This is a genomic window from Yokenella regensburgei ATCC 49455 (genome assembly GCF_000735455.1).
GTDB lineage: Bacteria > Pseudomonadota > Gammaproteobacteria > Enterobacterales > Enterobacteriaceae > Yokenella > Yokenella regensburgei.
The window spans coordinates 1-26,478 of record NZ_JMPS01000021.1 but is presented as its reverse complement, the minus strand read 5'-3'; the positions used below and the strand labels follow the sequence as shown (position 1 = coordinate 26,478).

The following is a 26,478-nucleotide window of genomic DNA, read 5'->3' as shown; positions in this document are numbered from 1 at the left end:
TCAGCACAGCTCCAGCTGAATTTTATTATCCGCAATCACCTGCAGCACGCCAGAAGGCGGCATGGTGTCGGTGTATACCGCGTTCACCATACTGATGCTGCCCATGTTCACCATCGCGTTACGACCAAACTTTGAGTGATCCACCACCAGCATCACGTGACGCGAGTTCTCAATGATCGCGCGCTTGGTGCGGACTTCATGATAATCAAACTCCAGCAATGAACCGTCGGTGTCGATACCGCTGATGCCGAGAATGCCGTAGTCGAGGCGGAACTGAGAGATGAAGTCGAGAGTGGCTTCGCCGATGATCCCGCCGTCGCGGCTGCGCAGTTCACCGCCCGCGAGGATGATGCGGAAATCATCTTTCTGCATCAGCGTATTCGCCACGTTCAGGTTATTGGTCACAATCCGCAGATCGCTGTGGTCGAGCAGCGCATGCGCCACGGCTTCCGGCGTGGTGCCGATATCAATAAACAACGTCGCACCGTTGGGAATATCGCTCGCCACTTTGCGGGCGATGCGCTCTTTCTCGGCGGTCTGCGTGGCTTTACGATCGTGCCACGAGGTGTTCACCGAGCTTGAAGGCAGCGCGGCACCGCCGTGATGGCGCAGAATCATCTTCTGATCGGCGAGATCGTTTAAATCGCGACGGATCGTCTGCGGGCTGACGGCAAACTGCTCCACTAACTCTTCGGTGCTGACGTAACCCTGTTTTTTTACCAGCTCGATGATCGCGTCATGACGTTGTGTCTGCTTCATGGATTATCCCTGAAAAATTATGTTCGTTTTCGCACATTCTGCGTATCAGCAAACGCCATCGCGAGGCCCACCACCAACCCGGCGACGTGCGCACCGTTCGCAATCGACATGCCGAAAAGATCAAACCACCCGGCCACCAGCCAGACGAGCGAGAAGAGAATAAGCCCGCGCTGCAGGTACACACCGCTCTCTGGATCACGCTCACCGCGCAGCCAGACGTAGCCCATCAGCGCGTATACCACGCCGGAAAGTCCACCGAACCACGGGCCACCGAATTTGTGCTGAATAAAGCCGCTCAACAGTGCGCTAATTACCGTGATGACAATCAGCTTGCCGCTGCCCAGGCGCTTTTCCACAGCTCCGCCAAGGTACCACCACCATAGCAGGTTGAAGAGGATATGCATTAGCGAGAAATGCATGAAGGCGTGGGTGAAGTAGCGCCACAGTTCAAACTTAAGCGATGGATCGTAAGGCCACGCCAGCAGCAGCATCACTGGCTGATCGCCGACAATATTCATGATGATAAACACCACAATACACAGCGCGGCGATGAGCAGTGTAAACGGCCCGGCATTGCCCTTCAGGGTGGCGAGAAACGGGAAACGACGATATTGCAGACCGCTGTTGGTGTGCCCGGATTCCCAGCTTGCCGCCAGATAGCGCGGATCGGCCGGGTTTTCCAGAAACAACGCCAGCTCTTTGTGGACTCTGTCCGCCTGACTTTCATCTGCCAGCCAGACATCACTCTGCGTATGTTGCTGAATAGTCAAAATAATACCCTGCGTTGCCATATAGTCCACAAACGCCTGGGCAACGCGCGGGTTAGTAAAAGAGGTGATCATCAACATACGGAAGGTCGCTTATTCCACACAAAAGGGGACAGTATACCCTAAATAATTCGAGTTGCAGGAAGGCGGCGACGCAGCAAATCCCCAGGAGCTTACTCAAGTAAGTGACTGGGGTGAGTGAGGAAAGCCAGCGCATCTGCAGCTTGAGGTATGACGGGTATATACCTTCTCAGGCACCGTGTGCCACTTCCGAGGGAAAGTGGCGGTGCCAGGCATCGAATCCACCGTCGACGCTGTATACCGCGTCATAGCCCTGCTGCAGCAGATACTGAGCAGCACCTTTGCTGCTGTTGCCGTGATAGCACATCACCATCACCGGGGTCTCAAAATCGTTATCACGCATAAACGTGCCCAGCGTGTCGTTCGTCAGGTGAAACGCCTGCGGGGTGTGGCCCATGGCATAGCTCTGCGGGTCGCGAATATCGACCATCACCGCCGTGCCCTGCTGCAGCTTCTGATGGGCTTCTTCTACGTTAATACATTCAAACTGATCCATGGGGTTCTCTTCATTTATTACGGATAGACAGATTCTACCGTCTGCATTACAGCAAAACGGCAGAGAAATACTAATTTGTTATACACATCACTCCAAATTGTTTTTTTGATGTTACCAAAAGCGCGATCGTTTGCTATGATGAGCGATATCGAACATTTTTGAGCTATAACGAAAGTCCACGAGGTAGCAGCATGGAAACCAAAGATCTGATTGTGATAGGTGGAGGCATCAACGGTGCCGGCATCGCGGCGGATGCCGCAGGGCGTGGTTTGTCCGTGCTGATGCTGGAAGCCCAGGATTTAGCCTGCGCAACGTCGAGCGCCAGCTCTAAACTGATCCACGGTGGTCTGCGTTACCTTGAACACTACGAATTCCGCCTGGTGAGCGAGGCGCTGGCCGAGCGTGAAGTGCTGCTGAAAATGGCCCCGCACATCGCGTTCCCGATGCGTTTTCGTCTGCCACACCGCCCGCACCTGCGCCCGGCGTGGATGATTCGCACTGGTCTTTTCCTGTACGATCACCTCGGCAAACGCACCAGCCTGCCGAGCTCTAACGGTTTGCGTTTTGGCGCAGAGTCCGTACTGAAGCCGGAAATCGTGCGCGGATTCGAATATTCCGACTGCTGGGTTGACGATGCCCGCCTGGTACTCGCCAATGCGCAGATGGTGACGCGTAAGGGCGGTGAAGTCATGACCCGCACCCGCGCAACGTCTGCAAAACGCGAAAACGGTATGTGGGTAGTCGAAGCCGAAGATATCGATACCGGCAAGAAATACACCTGGCAGGCACGCGGCCTGGTTAACGCCACCGGCCCGTGGGTGAAACAGTTCTTTGATGATGGCATGCATCTGCCGTCACCGTATGGCATCCGCCTGATCAAAGGCAGCCACATTGTGGTGCCGCGCGTACATACGCAAAAACAGGCCTACATCCTGCAGAACGAAGATAAACGCATTGTGTTCGTGATCCCGTGGATGGATGAGTTCTCCATCATCGGGACTACCGATGTTGAGTACAAGGGTGACCCGAAAAACGTTGAGATCGATGAAAGCGAGATCAACTACCTGTTGAAGGTGTACAACGCTCACTTTAAGAAACAGCTCGCCCGCAACGATATCGTCTGGACATACTCCGGCGTGCGTCCGCTGTGCGATGACGAATCGGATTCACCGCAGGCCATCACCCGTGATTACACCCTGGATATTCACGATGACAACGGCCAGGCGCCGCTGCTGTCGGTATTCGGCGGCAAGCTCACCACCTACCGTAAACTCGCGGAGCACGCGCTGGAAAAACTGACACCTTACTATAAAGGTATCGGCCCGGCGTGGACTAAAACGGCAGTGCTGCCGGGTGGGGAGATCGACGGCGATCGCGATGATTACGCGGCGAAGCTGCGTCGTCGTTACCCGTTCATCAGCGAATCGCTGGCACGTCACTATGCCCGCACCTACGGCAGCAACAGCGAATGGGTACTGGGTAACGCCAGCTCCATTGAAGATTTAGGCGAGGATTTCGGCCACGAACTGTATGAGGCCGAGCTGCGTTATCTGGTTGAACACGAATGGGTTCGCCGTATGGACGATGCGCTGTGGCGTCGTACTAAACTCGGCATGTGGCTGAACGCAGAACAGCAGTCCCGCGTCGCCCAGTGGCTGACCCAGCAGGTGGGAAAGGGTAAATTGTCGCTGGCATCATGATATAACGAACGCCCGGTGAGCGAGCAGGATCGCCACCGGGCATTTTTTTACAACCGCACCGGATCGATATGCCAGATGTGCTTCGCATACTCCTGAATGGTTCTGTCTGACGAGAAATAACCCATCCCGGCGATATTACGCATCGTCGTCGTCGTCCACTCCTCCGGCTGGCGATACAGCTCATCCACGCGATCCTGACAATCCACGTAGCTACGATAATCCGCCAGCACCTGATAGTGGTCGCCAAAGTTAATCAGCGAATCCACCAGGTCACGATAGCGGTTCGGCTCCTCGGGGTTAAACAGACCGGTAGCAATCTGTGTCAGCACCTGACGCAGCTCTTCATCCTGCTCGTAGTACTCACGCGGCTGGTAGCCCTGCTTGCGCAGTTCCTCAACTTCTTCCGCCGTGTTGCCAAAGATAAAGATATTGTCCGCACCGACGTGCTCCAGCATCTCGACGTTAGCCCCATCGAGGGTACCGATAGTCAGCGCACCGTTCAGGCCAAACTTCATGTTGCTGGTCCCGGAGGCCTCTGTCCCGGCGAGCGAAATCTGCTCAGAGAGATCGGCGGCCGGAATGATGAGCTGCGCGAGACTCACGCTGTAGTTCGGAATAAACACGATCTTCAGCTTATCGCCAACCTGCGGGTCGTTATTCACCACCTTCGCTACGTCATTGATAAGATGAATGATGTGCTTCGCCATGTAATAGGCCGAGGCCGCTTTACCGGCAAAGATATTCACGCGTGGCACCCAGTCGGCACCAGGATCGGCTTTGATACGGTTATAGCGCGTGATCACGTGCAGCACGTTCATCAGCTGGCGCTTGTATTCATGAATACGTTTAATTTGCACATCGAACAGCGCTTTCGGGTTGGCGACCACATTGAGATGCATCGCAAGATAGACCGACAAACGCTTTTTGTTCAACAGCTTGGCATCACGAACCGCTTTATTCACCGTCGGGAAATCGACGTGTTGCTCAAGTTCACTGAGCTGGCTTAAATCGGTGCGCCAGGTGCGACCGATGTTTTCATCCAGCACTTCGGAGAGCGGCGGATTCGCCAGCGCCAGCCAGCGACGCGGCGTCACGCCGTTGGTCACGTTGGTAAAGCGCATCGGGAAGATGCGGGCAAAGTCGGCAAACAGCGACTGCACCATCAGGTTAGAGTGCAGCTCCGACACCCCGTTGACCTTGTGGCTCACCACCACCGCAAGCCAGGCCATCCGCACCCGGCGACCGTTAGATTCGTCAATCAGAGAAGCGCGGTTCAGCAGACCGGTATCATTGGGATACTGCTCCTGCAGGGTTTTCAGGAAGTAGTCGTTAATCTCGAAAATAATCTGCAGATGGCGTGGCAGGATCTTGCCGAGCATATCCAGCGGCCAGGTTTCCAGCGCTTCGCTCATCAGCGTGTGGTTGGTGTACGAGAAGACCTGGCAGGTCACCTCAAAGGCCTCATCCCAGCTGAACTTATGCTCGTCGATCAGCAGGCGCATCAGCTCAGGAATCGACAGCACCGGGTGCGTGTCGTTGAGGTGAATGGCAATTTTGTCCGCCAGGTTGGCATAGGTTTTGTGCAACTGGTAGTGACGGCTCAGGATATCCTGAATGGTCGCAGACACCAGGAAGTACTCCTGACGCAGACGCAGCTCACGCCCGGAATAGGTCGAGTCATCCGGATAGAGCACGCGCGATACGTTCTCGGAGTGGTTTTTATCTTCCACCGCCGCGAAGTAATCCCCCTGATTGAATTTACCCAGGTTGATTTCGCTACTCGCCTGGGCATTCCACAGGCGCAGCGTGTTCGTGGCATCGGTATCGTAGCCGGGAATAATCTGGTCATAGGCCACGGCCAGGATTTCTTCGGTTTCAATCCAGCGCGTTTTCTTACCTTCCTGCTGAATACGACCGCCGAAGCGTACCTTGTAGCGGGTATTGTGACGCTTGAACTCCCAGGGGTTACCGTATTCCAGCCAGTAATCCGGGGACTCTTTTTGCCGCCCGTCGACGATGTTCTGTTTGAACATGCCGTAATCATAACGAATGCCGTAACCTCGCCCCGGTAGAGCAAGGGTCGCCAGCGAATCAAGGAAGCAGGCCGCGAGTCGCCCAAGGCCGCCGTTGCCAAGGCCTGGGTCGTTCTCTTCGTCAATCAGCTCTTCGAGATCCAGCCCCATGCCTTCCAGGGCGTTTTTTACATCGTCATAAATGCCAAGCGATAACAGCGCATTGGACAGGGTGCGGCCAATCAGAAACTCCATCGACAGGTAGTACACCTGGCGCGTTTCCTGCGACAGCTGGGCACGATTGGAGCGCAGCCAGCGCTCTACCAGACGGTCGCGCACGGCGAATAAGGTGGCGTTGAGCCACTCATGCTTGTTAGCAATCACCGGATCTTTACCGATGGTAAACATCAGCTTGTAGGCAATTGAGTGCTTCAGGGCCTCAACGCTGAGTGTCGGTGATGCATAGCTAAATGATTCATTCATAGCTTTGATTCCTGTGATTACATCAGGCGCTGATACAGTTCACGGTAAGCATGCGCCGCAACCTGCCAACTAAAGTCCATGCTCATTGCCTGACGCTGGACATAACGCCACAGCGACGGGCGCGACCAGAGCACGAAAGCACGACGCACCGCTCTTAATAACGACCATGCGTTGCTGTCTTCAAAGACAAAACCGCTGGCGACGCCATCGGCGAGGTTTTCCAGCGAACAATCAGAGACGGTATCCGCCAGCCCACCGGTGCGGCGCACCAGCGGCAGCGTGCCGTATTTAAGGCCATACAGTTGCGTCAGACCGCAGGGTTCGAAGCGGCTCGGCACCAGGATAATATCTGCGCCGCCCATGATGCGGTGCGAGAAGGCTTCGTGATAGCCAATCTGTACCCCCACCTGGCCCGGATGCTCTGCCGCCGCCGCAAGAAATCCTTCCTGCAGTACCGGATCGCCCGCGCCCAGAAGCGCCAGTTGCCCGCCCTGCTCCAGCAGCCCCGGCAGCGCTTCAAGCACCAGATCCAGCCCTTTCTGACTGGTGAGACGGCTAACCACCGCAAACAGCGGCACCTTATCGTCAACCTTAAGCCCCATGGCGATTTGCAACTGCCGTTTGTTCTCGGCCTTCTCTTCCAGCCTATCCCGGGTGTAACACGAGTTCAGCAGCAGGTCGGTTTCCGGGTTCCAGATGGTGTCATCCACCCCGTTGAGAATGCCCGAAAGGCGCCCTTCCTGATGACGCTGACGCAGCAGCCCTTCCATCCCGTAGGCAAATTCAGGTTCAGTTATCTCCCGCGCGTAGGTCGGGCTCACCGCCGTAATGTGATCGGCGTAGTACAACCCGGCTTTGAGGAAGGAGATCTGGCCATTAAACTCCAGCCCGTGCATGTTATAAAACGCCCATGGCAGCTGGATGTCATTCATGTGATGGGCATAAAACTGTCCCTGATAGGCCAGGTTATGCACTGTGAACACCGATTTCGCCGGGTGGCCACGCGCCGCGAGATACGCGGGCGCAAGCCCGGCATGCCAGTCGTGGGCATGGACGATATCAGGACGCCAGAACGGGTCCAGCCCGCAGGCCATTTCGCACCCTACCCAACCCAGTAGCGCAAAGCGCAGCACGTTGTCGGTGTACGCATTGAGGTTGGTGTCGTGATACGGGCTCCCCGGGCGTTCGTACAGATGGGGGGCATCAATCAGGTAGATCCCCACGCCGTTGTAGTGCCCAAACAGCAGCGTGATACGTCCGGCGAAGGTATCGCGACGCGTCACGACCTGAGCATCCGGGATCCCACGTCGGATATCCGGAAATGCAGGCAACAGTACGCGGGTATCCACTCCATCGGCAATTTGCGCCGCCGGTAATGCGCCCAGAACATCTGCCAGCCCGCCGGTTTTCAGCAGCGGGAACAACTCTGAACAAACGTGTAGAACCTGCATTATCGCTCCTGTTTGTGCTGCAGTTTGCGCAGCATATCGCGCGTCACCAGCACGATGCCTTCCTCAGAGCGGTAGAAGCGACGGGCATCTTCTTCCGCGTTCTCTCCAATGACCATGCCTTCCGGAATGACACAGGCGCGGTCAATCACACAGCGACGCAGGCGGCATGAACGCCCCACCCAGACGTCTGGTAACAAGACTGCCGAATCAATGTTACAGAATGAATTCACCCGCACACGCGGGAACAGCACCGACTGCACCACGACCGAACCCGAAATGATGCAACCACCGGATACCAGCGAGTTCAGCGTCATCCCGTGGCTACCGGAGCGGTCCTGCACAAACTTCGCTGGCGGTAGCGATTCCATATGCGTGCGGATAGGCCAGTCCTGGTCATACATATCAAGCTCAGGCGTGACCGACGCGAGATCGAGGTTCGCTTTCCAGTACGCTTCCAGCGTTCCCACATCACGCCAGTAGGGCTCGGCGTCGGGGTCAGACTGTACGCAGGACAGCGGGAAAGGATGTGCATAAGCCATGCCAGCCTCGGTGATTTTCGGAATGATGTCTTTACCGAAATCGTGGCTGGAGTTTTCGTTCTGGTCGTCCTTTTCCAGCAGCTCATAAAGGTAATCTGCATCAAAGACATAGATACCCATGCTGGCAAGTGACTTGCTGGCGTCTCCCGGCATGGTCGGCGGATTCGCCGGTTTTTCTACGAAATCGATAATTTTATCGTGCTCGTCTACAGCCATTACGCCGAAGGCGTTTGCCTCTTCAACGGGCACCGGCATGCAGGCAACGGTGCATCGTGCCCCTTTTTCGACATGGTCGATAAGCATGCGCGAGTAGTCCTGCTTGTAGATATGATCGCCTGCGAGAATCACGATGTATTCCGCTTTGTAGCGGCGAATGATGTCGAGGTTCTGAGTGACAGCATCGGCGGTGCCGCGATACCAGTTCTCCCCATGAACGCGCTGCTGCGCAGGCAGCAGATCAACAAACTCGTTCATCTCTTCGCTAAAGAACGACCAGCCGCGCTGGATATGCTGCACCAGCGTGTGGGATTGGTACTGCGTGATGACCCCGATACGACGAATGCCGGAGTTAATACAGTTAGAAAGTGCAAAATCGATAATACGGAACTTACCGCCAAAGTGGACGGCAGGTTTCGCGCGGGTAATGGTCAAATCTTTCAGTCGGGTACCGCGCCCGCCAGCAAGGATAAGTGCAACGGTTTTAATGGGCAGCTGACGCACCAGCATCAACGGATCGTTTTTTTCTAGCCTAACCATGATTAACTCCTTTTATGCTCGTCAGATCTTATGACCTTTCAAATACGCACACTCCGTGCGCGGGCCCATGCCAGACAGTCAGGATGACTGGATTATCCTTACCGGCAAATGGAGGAACGGCGTGCCACTCCCCCGCGGGTAAAACGATGTCGGCAACTTCCTGCGTACTGTTGATGGCGATAAGCCAGCGGTCAGAAAGCAGAATTTGCATACGTTTAATACCGGATTGCCACTCATCAGTAGAAAGCGGTTGTGCGTACTGATTCAGCCAGCGCACATTGCCATCACCCTCCTGCCACCAGCGATCCAGGGTGAGTACCGGGATCCGTTGACGCAGGTGGATAAGCGCCGCCGTAAACGTGGTCAAACCGTGGTTCGCCTGCTGCCAGTCGAGCCAGGTCAGGGCGTTATCCTGGCAATAGGCGTTGTTATTACCGTGCTGGCTGTGTCCGTGTTCGTCACCGGCCAACAGCATCGGCGTCCCCTGCGACAGCAGCAGCGTGGTCAGCAGAGCATGAACGCTGTCTCGTCGCCGTTCCGTCACTTCCAGTGTGCCGTCTATCCCTTCTATACCATGATTGAAACTATGGTTATTGTTAGTGCCATCGCGATTCTCTTCGCCGTTGGCCTCATTGTGTTTCTGATTGAAACAAACGCAGTCGCGCAGGGTAAATCCGTCGTGCGCTGTCACCAGGTTAACCGACGCCGACGGCGCTCGATCGTTGCGCTGAAACACGTCGCTTGAGGCGGCAAAGCGCGAGGCAAACTCCCCGAGCGAAAGATCCTGCTGCAGCCAGAAACGACGCATCGCGTCGCGGAAATGGTCATTCCACTCGGCAAAAGGCGGCGGGAAATTCCCCACCTGATAGCCGCCAGGCCCAATATCCCAGGGTTCAGCAATGAGCTTCACCTCCGACAGCAGCGGATCGTTGCGGATAGCCGTAAACAGCGGCGCATCCTGGCGAAACTCCGGCGTGCGCCCCATCACCGAGGCCAGGTCGAAACGAAAACCATCAACGTGGCACTCCTGCACCCAGAAGCGCAGGCAGGCCAGGGCATATTCCACGCCCCCGGACGCGCTGAGATTGATCGTGTTGCCGCAGCCGGTCCAGTTCTGGTAATCGCCGTCTTCCCTTATCCAATAATAGCTACGGTTATCAATTCCGCGCAGGGAGAAGGTCGGCCCCTCAAGATCGATTTCCGCACTGTGGTTAAGCACCACGTCGAGAATGACCTCGATACCGGCCCGATGCAGCGCTTTAACCGCATCGCGAAACTCCACCAGAGCGGTGTCAGGGGAAGTGGCATAGCGGGGATCGAGGGCGGAGATAGCCAGCGGGTTATAGCCCCAGTAGTTGCTTAACCCCAGCCGCTGCAGGCGCGCTTCGCTGGTAAAATGCGCCACCGGCATCAGCTCAAGCGCGGTGATACCGAGCTCACGCAGGTATTTCACTATCACCGGATGTCCAAGCGCTTTCCAGGTACCGCGGATCTCCGCCGGCAGCTCAGGATGCAGGTACGTCAGCCCCTTCACGTGGGCTTCGTAGATGACCGTTTGTCCCCACGGCGTACGCAGCGGTGTGTCGTCATGCCAGTCATAATGCAGATCGACCACCACCGAACGCGGCGCAACGCTGGCGCTGTCCTGGAGATCCGGCTCATGAATACCACCGTGCAGTAACGGGGAATCCACAAGCACGCCTTCAACGCGATGCGCGCACGGATCGAGCAACAGTTTTGCCGGGTTGAAACGATGCCCCTGCGCCGGATCCCACGCGCCGTAAACGCGATAGCCGTAGCGTAAACCCGGGCGCGCCTCTGCCAGATAGCCATGCCAGACATCGCCGCTGCGCGACGGCAGCAGCTGGCGCATTTCGTTGCCGTTATCATCAAACACACAGAGTTCCACCCGCTGCGCGTGGGCTGAAAACAGCGTGAAGTTCACGCCGTGTCCGTCATAGCTCGCGCCGAGCGGTGTAGGTTTTCCTGGTGTAAGAAGGATCATTCGCCCTCCCGAACCAACCAGATAGTGGACAGCGGCGGTAAGGTCAGGCACAGAGAGTGGGCGCGGCCATGGCTTTCCACCGGTTCACTCGCTACCACGCCACCGTTACCGGCGTTGCTGCCGTGGTAGTGCATCGAGTCGGTGTTCAGCTCCTCGCGCCAGCGCCCCGGCTGGTTGATGCCAAAGCGATAGCCGTAGCGCGGTACCGGGGTAAAGTTGCTGGCGACAATAACTTCGTTACCCTGCTTATCACGACGCACAAATACCAGCACCGAGCGTTCGGCATCGTCCACCACCAGCCATTCAAAACCGTAAGGCTCAAAATCCAGCTCGTGCAGCGCTTTATGGTGGCGATAACGGTGGTTAAGATCGCGGACCAGACGCTGTACGCCATGGTGCCAGTTGTCCCCGCCCTCCAGCAGGTGCCAGTCGAGGCTGGCGTCATGATTCCACTCGCGACCCTGGGCAAACTCGTTGCCCATAAACAGCAGCTTCTTACCCGGGAACGCAAACTGCCAGCCATAGTAGGCCCGCAGGTTGGCGAACTTCTGCCAGGCATCGCCCGGCATGCGGTCAAGAATCGATTTTTTGCCGTGTACCACTTCATCGTGAGAGAGCGGCAGAACAAAGTTTTCGGTGTAGTTGTAGAGCATGCCGAAGGTGAGCTTGTCGTGATGGTACTGACGGTGAACCGGGTCGAGCTTCATGTAGTCGAGCGTGTCATGCATCCAGCCGAGGTTCCACTTGTACCAGAAACCCAGACCGCCCATATCGGATGGCCGGGAGACGCCCGAGAAATCGGTCGACTCTTCCGCCATACTCACCGCACCCGGCACCTGCTCGCCGAGAATACGGTTGGTGCTGCGCAGAAACTCAATAGCTTCGAGGTTCTCACGTCCACCGTGCTCATTGGGGATCCATTCGCCAGATTTACGGCTGTAGTCGCGATAAATCATCGACGCTACCGCATCCACCCGCAGCGCATCAATGCCAAAACGCTCTATCCAGTACAGGGCGTTACCCACCAGATAGTTCTGCACCTCTCGCCGACCGTAGTTATAGATAAGCGTGTTCCAGTCCTGATGATAGCCTTCGCGCGGATCGCTATGCTCGTACAGCTCGGTACCGTCGAATTTCGCGAGGCCAAAATCATCGGAAGGGAAATGGCCCGGAACCCAGTCGAGGATCACGTTAAGCCCGGCGGCGTGGGCGGCGTTGATGAAATAGCGGAAATCGTCGCGGGTGCCGAAGCGGCGCGTTGGCGCATACAGCCCGGTAGGCTGATAGCCCCAGCTGCCGTCGAACGGGTGCTCGTTAACCGGCAGCAGTTCAAGGTGGGTAAAGCCCATCCACTTCACGTAAGGGATGAGCTGATCGGCAAGCTCACGGTAGCTCAGCCAGAAGTTGTTATCGGTATGACGGCGCCAGGAGCCCAGGTGCACCTCGTAGATGGAAATAGGAGCATCAAAGCGGTTGGCCTGCTTGCGCTCCTCGCTTTGCTCGATTTTTTCCGGCAGGCCGCAGATAAGCGATGCCGTTTCCGGGCGCATCTGTGCCTCGAAGGCATACGGGTCCGCTTTGATGCGCAGCTTGCCGTGCGCGTCGATCATCTCAAATTTATACAGCTGGCCGTTGTGTGCATCGGGGACAAACAGCTCCCAGATACCGGATTCTTTGCGCAACCGCATCGGGTGGCGGCGGCCGTCCCAGTAGTTAAACTGCCCAACCACTGAAACACGATGGGCGTTCGGAGCCCATACCGAGAAACGCGTTCCCGTAACGCCATCCATGGTGTCCGCGTGCGCGCCCAGCGTTTCGTAAGGGCGCAGGTGGGTACCTTCCGACAAAAGCCAGGCGTCCACGTCCTGCAGCAGCGGGCCGAAGCGATACGGATCGTCGATAAGATTTTGCTGGCCATGCCAGTTCACGGCGAGTTGATAGCGGAAGGGATTTTTACGTCGCGGCATGATACCGCTAAAAAAACCGCGGGCGTCGAGGCATTCCAGTGTGCCAACTTTACGTCCGGTTTTGCTTTCGATAACCCAGACTTCGGTGGCGTCGGGTAGCAGTGCGCGGACCTCAAGCCCGGCGTCGGTGCAGTGCATGCCGAGCACGGAAAAAGGATCCGCAAAATGACCGGCAATTAGCGCGTTAATCACGTCTCTATCGATAAGGAAAGACATGGTGCTCATCCTGTTTTATGTGTGTCGCCTGTTTCCAGACCGGTGGCGACATTTTTGACCCGAACGGCGCAGCACATCGTGCATCCTCTCTGCTCCGTCCTACCTTCAGGCAAGGTTCCTGCTCAGTACCCCTGCTTAAAGCATAGCCAACGCTTTATTGACTCCTGGTAAAAAAATAAAACATCTGCGCTTACTCCTTGTATTACGCAAAAAAAGGGGTGTCAGCGCACCCCATAGTTGTTTAGCAAATGTTACGCCAACTGCCGGAGCATGCGGCGTAATGGCTCTGCGGCGCCCCACAACAGCTGGTCGCCAACGGTAAAGGCGGAGAGGAACTCCGGCCCCATATTCAGTTTACGCAGACGACCGACCGGCGTGGTGAGCGTGCCGGTTACCGCCGCCGGGGTCAGTTCGCGCATGGTGATATCACGATCGTTCGGCACCACTTTTGCCCACGGGTTATGCGCGGCCAGCAGTTCTTCGATGGTCGGGATAGAAACATCTTTTTTCAGTTTGATGGTAAACGCCTGGCTGTGGCAGCGCAGAGCGCCAACGCGGACACACAGGCCATCGACCGGAATGACGTTCGCGGTGTTGAGGATCTTGTTGGTTTCCGCCTGCCCTTTCCACTCTTCGCGGCTCTGGCCATTGTCGAGCTGTTTGTCGATCCACGGGATCAGGCTACCCGCCAGCGGTACGCCGAAGTTATCAACCGCCAGCTCGCCGCTACGGGTCAGGCTGGTGACTTTACGCTCGATATCGAGGATGGCCGAAGCCGGGTTCGCCAGCTCATCCGCCACGTGGTGATGCAGTTGCCCCATCTGGGTCAGCAGTTCACGCATATGGCGCGCACCGCCGCCGGAGGCGGCCTGATAGGTGGCAACAGAGACCCAGTCCACCAGATCGTTGGCAAACAGGCCGCCGAGCGACATCAGCATCAGGCTGACGGTACAGTTGCCGCCCACGAAGGTTTTCACGCCGTTGTTCAGCCCGTCGGTGATGACCTGCTGGTTCACCGGATCGAGAATGATGATGGCGTCATCTTTCATTCGCAGTGAAGAGGCGGCGTCAATCCAGTAGCCCTGCCAGCCGCTTTCACGCAGCTTCGGGTAAATCTCGTTGGTGTAATCGCCGCCCTGGCACGTGACGATAATGTCGAGTGCCTTCAGTGCTTCCAGAGAGTAAGCGTCCTGAAGTGTTCCACCGGTTGCGTTACCGAATGTCGGTGCCGCCTGTCCCAGCTGGGAGGTGGAGAAAAAGACCGGGCGAATGGCGTCGAAATCGCGCTCTTCTACCATGCGTTGCATGAGAACAGAGCCGACCATACCGCGCCAGCCGATAAAACCAACGTTTTTCATAGCGTTTTTCCTGCAGAGGTGTGTGCTGTTGTGCGAGCCAGTTGAAACTGGGATATCCCTCACATTACAAAAAGCAGCCAAAGTCGCAAGTGAAATTAATCAATGATCGTTCTCTCATCAGAAAAGGCGCTAATTCAACGGGATTATCGGGGCAAAAAGGTGACGGAGGGAACATTTTCCGCAGCCGCTTTGTTGATCGAGATTATGGATTTTATTCTCGGCTGAGCGGTTTTTATGAGGGGTAATACGAGAACTGGCCCGACGAGAGGTCCCGCCGGGCCTGGGTTTTAGCTCAGGAGCTGGAAAGCAATCATCCCGATGATGGCACCGGTGGTGCCGAGGATGGTTTCCATCATGGTCCAGGTTTTCAGCGTTTGCGCTTCGGTGGCGCCGGTAAATTTACCAAACAGCCAGAAACCGGCGTCGTTCACGTGGCTCACCACGATAGAACCACCTGCGATACAGATAGAGAGTGCCGCCATCTGTGCGCCGCTGAAGTTCAGCTGTTCAATCACCGGCATCACCAGCCCTACCGCCGTCAGACAGGCAACGGTCGCGGAACCCTGGATGATGCGCACGGCCGCCGCCAGCACGAAGCAGGTAAGCGCAATCGGCAGGCCCATGCCGGTCAGGGCTTCACCGAGCGCCGGACCAACGCCGGAGTCAACCAGCACCTGTTTGAACACGCCACCAGCCCCGATCACCAGCAGAATGATACCCGCAGGCTGCAGCGCATGACCGCAAATTTCCATCACTTTGTCTTTCGGCATTCCCTGACGCATCGCCAGGCCGTAAATCGCCACCAGACAGGCCACGAGGATCGCCGTGAACGGATGGCCGATAAACTCGAACCATTCGTAGGCAGAAGATCCCACCGGCACGAAGCGCGCTGCGATAGTTTTCAAGCCAACCAGCACCAGCGGCAGCAGGATAAGCGCCAGGCTGAAGCCAAAGGAAGGCATTTTACCTTCGCCCAGGTGCGGCTCGCTGATATCGTCCGGAATGTGCAGCTCAACGTAGCGGCTGATGAAATTGCCCCACAGCGGTCCGGCAATAATCATCCCCGGAATCGCCGCACACAGGCCAATCAGGATCATCCAGCCAAAGTCGGCGTGCATCTGGGAAGCCAACAGCATCGGCGCAGGCCCCGGTAGCAGAAATGCAGCAGCAGCCGCCACCCCGGCAAACAGCGGGATAACCAGCTTCACCAGGTTGGTGCCGGTATGGCGCGCCATGGAGAAGGCGACGCTAATCAGCAGCACAATCGCCACTTCAAAGAACAGCGGCAAGGCGCAGATTAACCCGGCAAGACCAATCGCATAGTGCGCCCGGCTGTGGCCGAACGACTTCAGCATTTTGATGGCAATCTGGTCGACCGCCCCGGTCTCATGAAGAATTTTGCCAAACATGGCGCCAAGCGCCACGACGATAGCCAGGAAGCCCAGCGTACCGCCCATCCCTTTTTCCATCGTGGCGGCGATTTTATCGAGAGGCATTCCCGAAAACAGACCCGCGCCAATAGAAACCACCATCAATGCCACAAAGGCGTGCATACGCGCCTTCATGACCAAAAACAGCAGCAGCAGAACTGAACCGACTGCTGTTAACACCAGCGTTAACGTACTCACTATTTACGGCCTTTGTTGATCACCTCAATGGTGCTGGCGACAACGCCGTCCAGCGGTTGATCGATATCCACGATCAGCACATCACTTTCCTTCGCATCCGGCTCCTGCAGGGTTTCAAACTGCGTTACCAGCATCTGGGTTTTGAAGAAGTGACCTTTGCGGGCCTTCAGACGGCTTTCGATGAGATCGAAATCGCCTTTCAGGTAGATGAAAGAGAGGTTAGGGTTGCCATCGCGCAGGATGTCGCGATAGGTTTTTTTCAGCGCCGAGCAGACAATCAGCGACACTTTGTTGGTGCGCTGCATGGCGAAAGCGGCGTCGTTCAGCGCCTGCAGCCAGGGTTTGCGATCGTCGTCGTTCAGCGGCTCGCCGGAAGCCATTTTGACAATGTTGCTGCGCGGATGGAGAAAGTCGCCATCAAGAAACGCGGCATTCAGTTGATGCGCCACTTCGCTTGCGACAGCGGATTTGCCACTGCCGGATACGCCCATCAGGACGTAAACGTGGTGATCATGGTTAGTCGTGCTCATTGTATAGCTCCCACAGCACAGTTAATCACATTGTTACGGGTAACAGTTATCGGTAACATTGTCTTCCCCGGCTTGCAGAGAAGCAATCTCCATTCGTGCGGGAAATTAATAAGTGTGAGCTACATCAAAGTTGTCGCGCTAAATAGATCCGCCCGGTGACAACGTGAAACCTAAATCTAACATCTTCGGCGTCACTGCTTCACCACGAATGCGCGCCAGCAGGCGCTCTGCGCCAATCTGTCCCATACGTTCACGCGGGGTCAGGACGCTCGCCAGACGCGGCTCCATCACCTGCCCGATATCGTGGCCGTGGAAACCGGCAATCGCCATATCATCAGGGATTTTGAGCCCCATGCGCTGGCACTCAAACGCTGCGCCTACCGCAAGGTCATCGTTGGTACAGAAGATCCCGTCCAGCTGCGGATATTCACGACGCGCCTGGCGCATCAGCTCGATCCCCGATGAATACGAAGACGACTGCTCCATCATCACGCTGTACGGCATTAATCCGGCTTCGTTCATCGCCTGCTCGTAGCCCTTCTGCTTGATGATAGTACGTTCATCAAGACGCGCGCCGAGATAGGCAATATGACGGTGACCACGGCCAATAATCGCGGCGGTCATCTGGCGGGCTGCTTCAAAGTTGTCGAAGCCGACGGCAATGTCGAGGCACGGCGATTGGCTGTCCATCAGCTCAACCACCGGGATACCGGCTACCTCAATCATCTTGAGCGTACGCGCCGTGTGGGTGCGTTCGGTGAGGATGAGGCCGTCGATATTCCACGACAGCATGGATTCCAGGCGCTCCTCTTCCATCTCCGGTTTATAACCGTAGTGGGCAAGCATGGTCTGATAGCCGTGTGCATCGGTCACGCTTTCGATACCGCGCAACACTTCAGCGAAAACCTGGTTGGTCAGGGAGGGTAACAGGACTCCCACCGCCCGGCTGGTGGCATTCGACAGAATGTCAGGCGCGCGGTTGGGGATATAACCCAGCTCATCGAGGACCGCCGCAATTTTGCCGCGCAGCGCCACGGAAACCTGCTCCGGGTTACGCAAGAAACGGCTGACCGTCATTTTGGTCACACCGACGCGATCGGCTACATCCTGAAGTACGGGTCTTTTCTTTTTCATCGTCCTGAGAGAAATCGCTTGAGAAACATTCCCTCAGTTTATCACGGAGATGACTCAACCTTCCCCTGAGAAAGGGGAAGGTTGAGATTTTATTTATACCGGCGGCAGGTCAAACAGCAGAATTTCGCTACCTTCTTCGGCATGAACCGAAATCGCCTGCTCGTCCCAGATGGCCAGGCCATCGCTGGTCGTCGCTTTGGTGCCGTTGATAGTCACGCTACCTTTCACTACCTGGATCCACACGCGGCGGTCTGCGGCAATCTGATGCACAGACTGCTCATCTTTCGCCAGCGCCCAGCGGTACAGTTCCATATCCTGGTACACTTTCAGCGAGCCATCGCGGGCATCCGGAGACAGTACCAGCTGTTTGCCCTGCAGAGCATCAAAGCGGCGCTGCTCGTAACGCGGCGTGATGCCGGTTTCTTCTGGAATGATCCAGATTTGGTAGAGGCGCAGTCGCTCAGTTTTGCTCGGGTTGTACTCAGAGTGACGAACGCCGGTACCGGCACTCATGATCTGGAATTCACCCGCAGGCACCTGCTCTTTGTTCCCCATGCTGTCCTGATGCTCTACCGCGCCTTCCAGCACGTAGGTCAGGATTTCCATATCTTTATGCGGGTGGGTACCAAACCCCTGCCCGGCATCAATCACGTCGTCGTTAATCACCCGCAGCGCGGAGAAACCCATAAAATTCGGGTCGTAATAGTTCGCAAAAGAGAAGGTATGCCAGGAATCCAGCCAGCCATGGTTCGCGTGGCCACGGTCGTTTGCTTTGCGTAAGAAGATCATTGTGTTCACCCCATGTTCGTTTCGATGGGATAAGTGTGGACCACATCAGGCCGGGATCATAGTGGGTGAAAATTGACTCCTCTGTTCAAAAAATATGAACAAAGCCAGAGGAGTCATTCAGGCTTATCGGGCGAGGGATATCGTCGCCGGAGAGGGCTGTTCAAAGCCGCGCTCGAGGATCTCAAGGTTGGTGAGAACTTCAGATTCCTTGACGTAATTCGGCTGACCGTTGGCAATGGTCTGATACAGCGCGTCGTACACGCGGCCATAGTCGCCGGTTTCCGGTTTCAGCACTTCTTTCACCGTCACGCCGTCGTCGTTCACATACTCCAGCGGGCCGGTGGAGTCATCCGCCGCAAAGCCCGGTTCGCCCGGCATGATGTTGGCCTTCAGGCTGGTTTCCTGCTGGTCGATACCGTACTTGATAAATGAACCTTTAGTACCGTGGACGATAAATTTCGGGTAGTCGATTTTCACCAGATGGCTGGTTTTCACAATCGCCTTCAGGTTGCCATAGAACAGCTGCGCTTCGAAGGTATCGTCCGGGTTTGCGTGGTTACGCAGGCTGCGAATGTCATACGCCACGTGGTCCGGGCGGCCGAACAGAGAGATAATTTGGTCCATGGTATGTACACCAAGACCGTAAAACGCGCCATCCTGCGGCAGGCCAGGTTTGGTTTCTGCCACCGGGCGGTAGTAATCAAAATGGCTTTCAACTTCGACGATTTCACCCAATTTACCGCTTTCAATCGCCTTTTTGGCGGTGAGGAAGCAGGAGTCGAAGCGACGGTTCTGATACGGCGTCACCGTGAGCCCTTTGCTTTTCGCCAGTTCAAACAGCACCCTGGCTTCCGTCAGCGAAGGCGTAAAGGGTTTCTCTACCAGCACGTTTTTCCCGGCTTCCAGCGCGCGGCGGGCGTACTCGAAGTGGCTGTCTGCATGGGTACAGACGATAACCAATTTGACCTTTGGATCGTCAAAAACATCGTTGAGTGAGCTGGTGAAGTGGATGTGTTGATACTGCGGTTGCTGCTCTTCCGGCTTCGCGCTGCGGCGGTAAATGTGCGCCACATGCCAGCTGTCTTTACGGTTAAGCACATAGGGAAGATGGTAACGGGTGGTGCTCTTACCAAACCCGATGAATGCGCAGTGCAAGGTCATGATGCTGTCCTTTATGAAGGTAACTCAGCATACCTTAGCGCAAGATAAGGATAAAAAAAAGCCAGCACCCGGCTGGCTATAAAAGTAATACTGGAAGCAATGTGAGCAATGTCGTGCTTTCAGGTTTCCCACAGGGGTGTTCCTGAACGCACAGTAATAATAATCATTATCATTCTCGCTTGTCTACTGATTTTTGAAAAATTTAGGCGTTGACGCATTTTTTATTCTCAGCGACTGTAAAGAGGATATTAACCATGAGGAGATTAGGAATGAGCGAGATAGTGATACGCCACGCTGAACCGAAAGATTACGACGCGATTCGTCAGATCCACGCCCAGCCGGAGGTGTATCACAACACGCTACAGGTTCCTCATCCTTCTGAGCAGATGTGGCATGACCGGCTAGGCGACAAACCGGGCGTCAAACAGCTTGTTGCCTGTATCGATGATGTGGTCGTCGGGCACCTTGGTATTGAGGTGAGCCCGCGCCCGCGCCGCAGCCACGTCGCTGATTTCGGTATCTGCGTTGGCGCACAGTGGCAGAACCGCGGTGTGGCAAGCGCCATGATGCGTGCGATGATCGACATGTGCGACAACTGGCTGCGGGTTGATCGCATTGAGCTGACGGTCTTTGTCGACAACGCCCCTGCGGTGGCGGTGTACCAGAAATTTGGCTTCGAGATTGAAGGTACCGGTAAGAAGTACGCGCTGCGTAACGGTGAATATGTTGATGCCTATTTCATGGCGCGGATGAAGTAATGCTTTGCCCCTCTCCCCTGTAGGGAGAGGGGTTGCTACCTTAATATCCCGCCGTTAAATCCCCCGGCGAACGCGGGTCCGAGGCACCGTACAGCGTGCCGTCCGGGCCGACCATAATGCTCTGGGTGCTACCCATCGCCTCTTTCAACGCCACTTTCTGCCCCTTCTGCTCCAGCATTTTCAGCGTGTCCGGGCTAAAGCCCTTCTCAACGCGCAGCTCATCCGGCAGCCACTGATGGTGGAAACGCGGGGCGTTGGTCGCTTCGGCGACGTTCATCCCAAAATCAATGCTGTTCACCACCATTTGCAGCACGGTGGTAATGATGCGGCTGCCGCCAGGACTACCGGTCACCAGCCAGGTTTTGCCATCTTTAACCACGATTGTCGGCGACATCGACGAAAGTGGGCGCTTTTTCGGCCCTACCGCGTTGGCATCACCGCCGACCAGCCCGTAGACGTTCGGCACGCCTGGCTTCGCCGAGAAGTCATCCATTTCGTTGTTCAGCAGAATACCGGAGTTACCTGCCACAATCCCGGTACCGAAGGTGGTGTTGAGCGTATAGGTCACCGCTACCGCGTTACCGTCTTTATCGACCACCGAGAAGTGGGTGGTCTGATTGCTTTCGTACGGCGCCAGCTTGCCGGGGCGAATTTCGCTCGATGGTTTCGCTTTATTCACATCAATCTGGTCGGCAATCGATTTAGCGTAGGCTTTGCTGGTCAACGCCTGCCACGGCACCTTCACGAAATCCGGGTCCCCCAGATACTCAGAACGGTCGGCATAGGCGTGCTTCTCGGCCTCCGCCATAATCTGCATCGCGTCGGCGCTGCCGAAACCGTATTTATGCAGGTCGAAGTTCTCGAGGATATTCAGGATCTGTACGATGTGAATACCGCCAGAGGACGGTGGTGGCATGGAGAACACCTGGTATCCGCGGTAGTCTCCGCTTATCGGCGTGCGCTCAATAGCCTTATAATCTGCCAGATCGGCTTTGCTGATAAGTCCGCCGTTTTTGTGCATCTCTTCGGCTATCTGATCGGCGATGGCCCCTTGATAGAACGCGTCGGGACCGTGCTCGGCGATAAGCTCCAGGCTTTTGCCAAGATTCTTCTGCACCAGCCGGTCGCCCTTTTTCAGCGGCTCGCCGTCTTTCCAGAAAATAGCTTTGCTGTTTTCATGCTGCGGGATCACTTCACTACCGTAGACCTTGAGATCGTCTGCCAGCGCATCATTCACCACAAAACCCTCTTCCGCGAGCTTGATAGCCGGGCGGATCACCTTATTGAGCGGTAGCGTGCCGTATTTCTCCAGCGCCAGCGAGAAGCCAGCAACCGTGCCCGGGGTGCCGGAAGCCAGATGCGAAGTGAGAGATTTTTTGCTGTCCGGGTTGCCCTGGCCATCGAGGAACATATCCCGCGAGGCCTGAGCCGGTGCCATCTCGCGGAAATCAATCGCCGTCGTTTTTCCGTCTTTGGTGCGCAGCATCATAAAACCGCCACCGCCGAGGTTCCCGGCCTGCGGATGCGTGACCGCCAGCGCATAGCCGACGGCAACGGCGGCATCAACGGCGTTACCGCCCTGCCTGAGGATCTCCACGCCGACGTTCGTCGCCAGCGCATCCACCGAGGCCACCATTCCATGCTGCGAACGTACCGGGTGGAAAACATCTTCTTCAACGCCATAAGAAACCGGAGGCGGAGGGGGTGCCGCCGCCGCAAACGTGCTGCCCGCCAGTAAGGCAGCGACCGCCATCCAACGCAAAAAAGCAGGTTTAATCATTGTTATTATCTCCAGGTATCAGGGTTTATGCTCCCGCTTAAGCCTGGTTCAGAACTCCTAAAAAATCATCGTTATGGCGGAATCGAGGTAAACTTAAGATAAGCCTCAGAAGGAGGAGACGAGAATGAAACGATTATTACTGATAGCAGCATTGCTCCCTTTTGCTGCTCTTGCACAGCCACTGAACCTCACCAATAATCCGAACCAGCCGGGCTTCCAGAACCCAAGCACGCAGCGTATGCAGAATGATATGTACATTCAGCAACAGCAGCAGAAAGGGATGTTAAACCAGCAGGTGAAGACGCAGAATCAGATGCAGCAACAGAATCTGCAGAACCAGCTGAATAACAATAGCCAGCGTGCCCTGCAGGGTAATCAGACGCTGCCGAACACCAACGGCGGGATGCTCAACGGTGGATCGCAGAACAGCGGTCAGCAGCACATGCTACCGCCGCGTCAGAATGGTGACATGCTGAACAACAGCACGCCTTAAGGCTGGAAATCCGGCCCGATGACGTCAATCGCATCGGTACAGATACAGTCCACACCCCAGCGCAGCAGCTCGGCCGCCCGCTGGGGTTTGTTCACGGTGTACACCAGAATTCGCAATCCCGCGTCTTTCAGCAGCCGTACACGCGCCTCATCCAGCAAACGATGGTTGAGGTGAATCGACACGCAGCCAAGACGCGTCGTCAGCGCCTGCCAGTCGTCACGCCACTCATCTAAAAGCAGGCCGCGCGGCAGCTCGGGTACCGCCGCCTGCGCCGCTTCCAGCGCATCAATTTCAAACGACGAGAGCAGCGGTGCGGTCATCCCGCGCCACAGCTCGCGCGCCGCCAGCGCCACAACCTTGCCGGTTAATGGCCCAAGGCCGGTGGTCGGTTTAATTTCAATATTGGCCATCATGCCGTGCTCACGGCAGCGGTCGGCCACTTCTGAGAGCCGCGGTAACGGTTCACCTTTGAAGGAGCCGTTGAACCAGCTCCCGGCATCCACTTTCGCCAGTGTCTGCCACGGCAGTTCACCCGCGACGCCCCAGGCGTTGCTGGTGCGCTCAAGGGTGTCGTCATGCAGCAGGAAGATTTCACCGTCCTGCGACAGCTTGGCATCGAATTCAATCATGGTGTGCCCGTGCTGCGCACCCACATCAATCGCCGCCAGGGTGTTCTCCGGGGCGAGCTTACCGCCGCCACGGTGGGCGACGATATGAGGATAAGGCCAGTGGCTCATACGCGTAATCCTGTTTCTCCATCAAACAGATGCAGATGATTCTCCGGCAGGTACAGCCACAGCGTGCTGCCCGCCTGAGGGCGCTGCTGATGCGGCAATCTGACCACCAGCTTCTGCGCTCCCCAACGCCCGTGCGCCAGGTTATCGGCACCCAAAATTTCCAGCGTATCCAGCACCAGCGGGATACCGCCCTCCGTCTGCGAGCTTACCCCAATATGTTCCGGGCGGATACCCAGCGTCATCCTGCGCCCGGCATAGCCGCGGAACTGCCAGCTTATTGGCAGCGCCATACCGCTTTCGAGCTCAAAATGGGTGCCGCCGGTGCTGATTCGCCCATCCAGCAGGTTCATCGCCGGGCTGCCGATAAAGCTTGCCACAAAGCGCGAGGCCGGTTTCTCGTACACCTCAACCGGTGTGCCAATCTGCTCGGCAATGCCCTTGTTCATCACCATCACCCGCTGGGCGAGCGTCATCGCTTCTACCTGGTCGTGAGTCACGTACAACGAGGTAGTATTGAGACGGCGGTGCAGTTGCTGCAGCTCAAGGCGCATCTGCACCCGCAGCTTGGCATCGAGGTTTGATAGCGGTTCATCAAACAGAAACACCGCCGGGTCACGCACAATGGCGCGCCCCATCGCCACACGCTGGCGCTGGCCGCCGGAGAGCTCGCGCGGGCGGCGCTTCAGCAGGCCATCCAGCTCCAGAATACGCGCCGCTTCCTGCACACGGCTGGCGATATGCTCTTTGCCCATGCCGCGGATTTTTAACCCCCACGCCATGTTCTCTTCCACGCTCATGTGCGGGTACAGGGCGTAGTTCTGGAACACCATCGCAATGCCGCGATCCTTCGGCTCCATTTCGGTCACGCGCTGGCGGTCAATCCAGATGTCGCCGCTGGTCACCCGTTCAAGCCCGGCCACCATGCGCAACAGGGTCGATTTCCCACAGCCGGAAGGCCCGACCATCACGATAAACTCACCGTCGGCCACGTCCACCGTCAGCGGTTGGATGACCTGTGTCTTACCGCCGTCCCAGCTTTTGCTTACTGCCTGTAATTTTAAACCAGCCATCTTATTTCTCACTGTCCACTAAACCACGCACGAACGCGCGCTGCATGGCTAATACAATAACAACGGGAGGGATCAGCGTGAGCAGCATCGCCGCCATCACCTGATTCCACTGCGTGGTGCCTTCGCCGGTGGCGATCATCCCTTTAATACCCGCAACAGCGGTGCCGAGATTGACGTCCTGCACGATCAGCAGCGGCCACAGGTACTGGTTCCAGCCATAGATAAAGGTGATAACGAACAGCGCTGCAAGGTTGGTTTTCGACAGCGGCAGGACGATATCGCGGAAGAAACGCATCGGCGAGGCGCCGTCGATACGCGCCGCTTCTATCAGCTCATCCGGCAAGGTCATAAAGAACTGGCGGAACAGGAACGTGGCGGTCGCCGACGCCATCAGCGGCAGCGTCAGGCCGGTGTAGCTGTCGAGCATCTTCAGATTCGCAATCACCTCAACCGTCGGGAAAATTCGCACTTCCACCGGCAGCATCAGGGTGATAAAAATCATCCAGAAGAACAGGTTACGCAGCGGGAAGCGGAACCAGACGATGGCAAACGCAGAAAGCATCGACACGGCAATTTTGCCCACCGTAATGCCAAACGCCATCACAAAGCTGTTCAACATCATGCGCCAGAACGGCGCGCTGTTGGCCCCCACGCCCTGGGTCCAGATGGTTGCCATGTTCTCCAGCAAGTGACCGCCGGGAATAAGCGTCATGGGGGTTTCGAACACCGCACGATTGTCGAGGGTCGCCGCCACAAAGGCGACGTACAGCGGGAACAAAATCACCGCGATGCCGAGGATTAACATGCTGTGGCTGAAGATAGTCAGCCCGCGACGATGCTCAATCATTGATAACGCACCTTACTTTCAACATAGCGGAACTGCACCACCGTCAGGACAATCACCAGCAGCATCAACACCACCGACTGCGCAGCAGAGGCGGAAAGGTCGAGGCCGGCAAAGCCTTCACGGTAGATTTTGTAGATGAGGGTGGTCGTAGCCTGCACCGGGCCGCCCGCCGTCGCCGCATCAATAACCGGGAAGGTATCGAAGAAGGCGTACACCAGGTTGACCACCAGCAGGAAGAAGCTCACCGGTGCTATCAGCGGTAGCGCGAGTTTGAAGAAACGACGCACCGGACCCGCGCCGTCGATCGCCGCGGCTTCGACTAAAGAACGTGGGATAGACTGTAGCGCAGCAAAGAAAAACAGGAAGTTGTAACTAATCTGCTTCCATACCGAAGCAAACACCACGAGGAACATCGCCTGACCGCTGTTCTGCGCGTGGTTCCAGTCGTAACCGATCCCCGCCAGCGCATGGGTAATCAGCCCGCGCCCCGGATTAAAGAGGAAGATCCACAGCACCGCCGCTACGGCAGGTGCCACCGCGTAGGGCAGCAGCATCAGCGTCTGGTACAAACGGCTGCCGCGCACCACGTAATCCACCAGCGCGGCGAAGAATAGCGAAACCAGCAGGCCGCTGATGGTCACCATGGCGCTGAATTTGATGGTCGTCCAGAACGAGTCCAGGTAGTAGCTATCATGGAACAGCGCAATGAAGTTATCCAGGCCGACAAACTGGCTGGAAAGCCCAAACGGATCGACGCTTTGCAGCGAGTACCACAGCGCCTCGCCCGCAGGCCAGATAAAGAAAATGACGGTGATAAGCAGCTGCGGCGCTACCAGCAGGTAAGGCAGCCAGCGGGAGCGAAACACCGGACGGGATGATGACATAGTTAAACTCTAAGTTAGTTTCCCCTCACCCCGGCCCTCTCCCCACAGGGGCGAGGGAGAAAGACGGCTCTGAACAG

At 56.5% G+C, this 26,478-nt stretch carries 22 protein-coding genes; 3 read left to right on the top strand and 19 right to left on the bottom strand.

Annotated features, from left to right (window positions below):
- The 3 genes from GYRE_RS06220 to glpE all read right to left on the bottom strand — a co-directional run bounded on the left by GYRE_RS06220 (nt 1) and on the right by glpE (nt 2,103).
- Nucleotides 1-759: a DeoR/GlpR family transcriptional regulator gene (locus GYRE_RS06220; RefSeq protein WP_006817579.1), complete on the bottom strand. Its 759-nt coding sequence runs from the start codon at nt 757-759 to the stop codon at nt 1-3.
- Between the two features lie 17 nt (nt 760-776).
- Nucleotides 777-1,607 carry a rhomboid family intramembrane serine protease GlpG gene (gene glpG / locus GYRE_RS06215; RefSeq protein WP_006817580.1) on the bottom strand — a complete coding sequence of 277 codons (831 nt, stop codon included), beginning with the start codon at nt 1,605-1,607 and terminating at the stop codon, nt 777-779.
- A 169-nt stretch (nt 1,608-1,776) separates the two neighbouring features.
- A complete protein-coding gene (glpE, locus tag GYRE_RS06210; RefSeq protein ID WP_006817581.1) occupies nt 1,777-2,103 on the bottom strand; it encodes a thiosulfate sulfurtransferase GlpE in 327 nt (108 codons plus the stop codon).
- 191 nt (nt 2,104-2,294) lie between these two features.
- Between glpE and glpD the strand changes: the two genes are divergently transcribed.
- Entirely contained in the window at nt 2,295-3,803 is a 1,509-nt protein-coding gene (gene glpD, locus GYRE_RS06205; protein WP_006817582.1) for a glycerol-3-phosphate dehydrogenase, read from the top strand.
- 47 nt (nt 3,804-3,850) lie between these two features.
- On the opposite strand, the gene glgP is transcribed toward glpD, so the two are convergent.
- The 11 genes from glgP to GYRE_RS06150 form a co-directional block, all read right to left on the bottom strand.
- On the bottom strand, nt 3,851-6,298 hold the full coding sequence (gene glgP / locus GYRE_RS06200) for a glycogen phosphorylase (protein ID WP_006817583.1): 2,448 nt from the start codon (nt 6,296-6,298) through the stop codon (nt 3,851-3,853).
- 17 nt (nt 6,299-6,315) lie between these two features.
- Complete coding sequence (gene glgA / locus GYRE_RS06195; protein ID WP_006817584.1) at nt 6,316-7,749, bottom strand: glycogen synthase GlgA; 1,434 nt, start codon at nt 7,747-7,749, stop codon at nt 6,316-6,318.
- Nucleotides 7,749-9,044, bottom strand: coding sequence for a glucose-1-phosphate adenylyltransferase (gene glgC / locus GYRE_RS06190; protein ID WP_006817585.1), 1,296 nt, complete (start codon nt 9,042-9,044; stop codon nt 7,749-7,751). Before glgC ends, glgA begins: the two co-directional genes overlap by 1 nt.
- 28 nt (nt 9,045-9,072) lie before the next feature.
- Nucleotides 9,073-11,049 carry a glycogen debranching protein GlgX gene (gene glgX, locus GYRE_RS06185; RefSeq protein ID WP_038253870.1) on the bottom strand — a complete coding sequence of 659 codons (1,977 nt, stop codon included), beginning with the start codon at nt 11,047-11,049 and terminating at the stop codon, nt 9,073-9,075.
- Nucleotides 11,046-13,232: a 1,4-alpha-glucan branching enzyme gene (gene glgB, locus GYRE_RS06180; RefSeq protein WP_038253868.1), complete on the bottom strand. Its 2,187-nt coding sequence runs from the start codon at nt 13,230-13,232 to the stop codon at nt 11,046-11,048. Before glgB ends, glgX begins: the two co-directional genes overlap by 4 nt.
- 251 nt (nt 13,233-13,483) lie before the next feature.
- On the bottom strand, nt 13,484-14,590 hold the full coding sequence (asd, locus tag GYRE_RS06175) for an aspartate-semialdehyde dehydrogenase (RefSeq protein WP_006817588.1): 1,107 nt from the start codon (nt 14,588-14,590) through the stop codon (nt 13,484-13,486).
- Nucleotides 14,591-14,877: 287 nt separating this feature from the next.
- Nucleotides 14,878-16,218: a gluconate transporter gene (gntU, locus tag GYRE_RS06170; protein ID WP_006817590.1), complete on the bottom strand. Its 1,341-nt coding sequence runs from the start codon at nt 16,216-16,218 to the stop codon at nt 14,878-14,880.
- Nucleotides 16,218-16,748 carry a gluconokinase gene (gntK, locus tag GYRE_RS06165; protein WP_006817591.1) on the bottom strand — a complete coding sequence of 177 codons (531 nt, stop codon included), beginning with the start codon at nt 16,746-16,748 and terminating at the stop codon, nt 16,218-16,220. Before gntK ends, gntU begins: the two co-directional genes overlap by 1 nt.
- A gap of 138 nt (nt 16,749-16,886) precedes the next feature.
- Entirely contained in the window at nt 16,887-17,882 is a 996-nt protein-coding gene (gntR, locus tag GYRE_RS06160) for a gluconate operon transcriptional repressor GntR (RefSeq protein WP_006817592.1), read from the bottom strand.
- 93 nt (nt 17,883-17,975) lie between these two features.
- A complete protein-coding gene (locus tag GYRE_RS06155; protein WP_006817593.1) occupies nt 17,976-18,671 on the bottom strand; it encodes a pirin family protein in 696 nt (231 codons plus the stop codon).
- Nucleotides 18,672-18,794: 123 nt separating this feature from the next.
- Nucleotides 18,795-19,832: an oxidoreductase gene (locus GYRE_RS06150; RefSeq protein WP_038253865.1), complete on the bottom strand. Its 1,038-nt coding sequence runs from the start codon at nt 19,830-19,832 to the stop codon at nt 18,795-18,797.
- A 269-nt stretch (nt 19,833-20,101) separates the two neighbouring features.
- Here GYRE_RS06150 and yhhY point away from each other — a divergent pair, with 269 nt between their 5' ends.
- The gene (gene yhhY, locus GYRE_RS06145) at nt 20,102-20,590 is read left to right on the top strand and encodes an N-acetyltransferase (RefSeq protein ID WP_006817595.1); all 489 of its coding nucleotides are present in this window, start codon (nt 20,102-20,104) and stop codon (nt 20,588-20,590) included.
- A 40-nt stretch (nt 20,591-20,630) separates the two neighbouring features.
- Here yhhY and ggt read toward each other — a convergent pair whose 3' ends face one another.
- Nucleotides 20,631-22,370 (bottom strand): gamma-glutamyltransferase, encoded by a 1,740-nt coding sequence (gene ggt, locus GYRE_RS06140; RefSeq protein ID WP_038253862.1) that lies wholly within the window; start codon nt 22,368-22,370, stop codon nt 20,631-20,633.
- Between the two features lie 124 nt (nt 22,371-22,494).
- Between ggt and GYRE_RS06135 the strand changes: the two genes are divergently transcribed.
- On the top strand, nt 22,495-22,863 hold the full coding sequence (locus GYRE_RS06135; RefSeq protein WP_006817597.1) for a DUF2756 family protein: 369 nt from the start codon (nt 22,495-22,497) through the stop codon (nt 22,861-22,863).
- Here GYRE_RS06135 and ugpQ read toward each other — a convergent pair.
- Genes ugpQ through ugpA form a run of 4 tightly spaced genes read right to left on the bottom strand, consistent with a single transcriptional unit; the run spans nt 22,860 to nt 26,401 of the window.
- Complete coding sequence (ugpQ, locus tag GYRE_RS06130) at nt 22,860-23,600, bottom strand: glycerophosphodiester phosphodiesterase (protein ID WP_038253860.1); 741 nt, start codon at nt 23,598-23,600, stop codon at nt 22,860-22,862. The genes GYRE_RS06135 and ugpQ overlap by 4 nt on opposite strands.
- Complete coding sequence (locus tag GYRE_RS06125) at nt 23,597-24,670, bottom strand: sn-glycerol-3-phosphate import ATP-binding protein UgpC (protein ID WP_038253858.1); 1,074 nt, start codon at nt 24,668-24,670, stop codon at nt 23,597-23,599. Before GYRE_RS06125 ends, ugpQ begins: the two co-directional genes overlap by 4 nt.
- A 1-nt stretch (nt 24,671) precedes the next feature.
- Nucleotides 24,672-25,517 (bottom strand): sn-glycerol-3-phosphate ABC transporter permease UgpE, encoded by an 846-nt coding sequence (gene ugpE / locus GYRE_RS06120; RefSeq protein ID WP_006817600.1) that lies wholly within the window; start codon nt 25,515-25,517, stop codon nt 24,672-24,674.
- Nucleotides 25,514-26,401 (bottom strand): sn-glycerol-3-phosphate ABC transporter permease UgpA, encoded by an 888-nt coding sequence (ugpA, locus tag GYRE_RS06115; RefSeq protein WP_038253857.1) that lies wholly within the window; start codon nt 26,399-26,401, stop codon nt 25,514-25,516. The genes ugpE and ugpA overlap by 4 nt, the downstream gene beginning before the upstream one ends.
- Nucleotides 26,402-26,478 lie beyond the last annotated feature (77 nt).